The 1,350-nt window shown below is 54.8% G+C and carries 2 protein-coding genes; one reads left to right on the forward strand and one right to left on the reverse strand.

The features are described 5' to 3' along the window. Positions 1 to 467: 467 nt before the first annotated feature. Positions 468 to 623, reverse strand: a complete 156-nt coding sequence (locus V6D20_19810; GenBank protein ID HEY9818031.1) for a hypothetical protein — start codon at positions 621 to 623, stop codon at positions 468 to 470. Between the two features lie 156 nt (positions 624 to 779). Between V6D20_19810 and V6D20_19815 the strand changes: the two genes are divergently transcribed. After that, on the forward strand, positions 780 to 1,025 hold the full coding sequence (locus V6D20_19815; GenBank protein ID HEY9818032.1) for a hypothetical protein: 246 nt from the start codon (positions 780 to 782) through the stop codon (positions 1,023 to 1,025). Positions 1,026 to 1,350 lie beyond the last annotated feature (325 nt).

Consider the following 1,350-nt stretch of genomic DNA (forward strand, 5'->3'; position numbering starts at 1 on the left):
CCCCTCCTTCACTTGCCGGACGCCCTATGCCTATTGGCGCACTGCCCTGTCTGTCACAGTTGCCCGAGAGACCGCCCGCCAAGTTCGCACCCTCGCCAACAAGGCCCAGAACATTGCCTGAGGCCTTTAGCGCCAACCCTAGCTTGCTGTTAGCCTAATTATGGCACTAACTAAACTACACACATTCTCTCAAAAAAAGAGAGGGGAGGGGGAGAGGAGAAAGTACCAGGATGGAGCCGAGGGTGCCAGCTAGCCATGGCAAATTGCCATCAAACTCCTGAAGGAGGCGGGTAAGCACAGTGGGGTCAAAGAGGGTGGCCCGAGACGCACTCCCTGCAGCTTGTACAATCTCAAGGAACGTGGAGTGAAGAATCGAATGACGTGGGTGCTGCCACAGAACGTCGAAAAGGCCTTCGTAGTTAGACTCTCGGTGACAAGGACTAGAAATCTGGTTAGGGCCGCGGTAGTTAAGACTTTCGGTAGAGAGGCGAACCTTTGAGGATGCCAGACTTGGCAAACTTGGCGTCCAAGGCTTCATTACTGCTGGTGGCCTTGACCAAGTGCAGAAGGACTTGAAGGGCTCGCACTCTTGGCAAGCCTGCGGTGTTGTTCACTGCTGTCACTAAGTCATCGAGAAACGATGCTTCGTTCTCCAGAATCTGCGAGAGTTAGGGCGAAAGTCGCCGTTGCCAGGAGACAGCGAAAAGAATTTAAGCAAGGAGATAGGGGAGGATGGGCAAAGGGAAGAGAGTAGAGATTAGAAAAAAGCACGAACATACGTGTGTGCCAAGGGCGAGGAGTTGCGGGGCCAAGAGGGCGGCTTGGGAGCACAGAGCGAGCTCGGCAAGCAGGATGGAGAGGCAAGGCGAGGCTTTGCGGAAGCACAGCTTGCGCAGCCCCGCAAAATGCGAGGGTTGCAGGAAATCTCGCAGCAGCGGGTGGCCCTTGAACGCAGGAGTCGGCAACGCTACCTGGGGTCATTACTGGGCATTGTACAAGAGGTATCTCGTGAGGGCAAACTTTGACACCAAGCCCGAATCCCCCGTAAAGCCCTGCCGTCAAACCCCGCCCCCTACAGTAGGCCCCAACCCAGACCCCCGAGCCGCCCTTAACCCTACCCCCCGCCTAACCCTAGCCGGGTAAGTTAGTACCTCTTGCAAGCTAGCGATGAATGCTGAAGCACTTTCAACGTATGAATCATCGGCCTGGGTGATTAGTACCATAATTCTGGGAACTTTGTGAGCATGGAAGTTTGGGCGGACGAGGCCAAGAAGGGAGAAAACCCTTACCGACTGCAAGTGCTTGAGAAGACTATTTCCGAAGGAATTAAATACTCCGCTTGGTTTGTCC

Source organism: Candidatus Obscuribacterales bacterium, assembly GCA_036703605.1.
Lineage (GTDB): Bacteria > Cyanobacteriota > Cyanobacteriia > RECH01 > RECH01 > RECH01.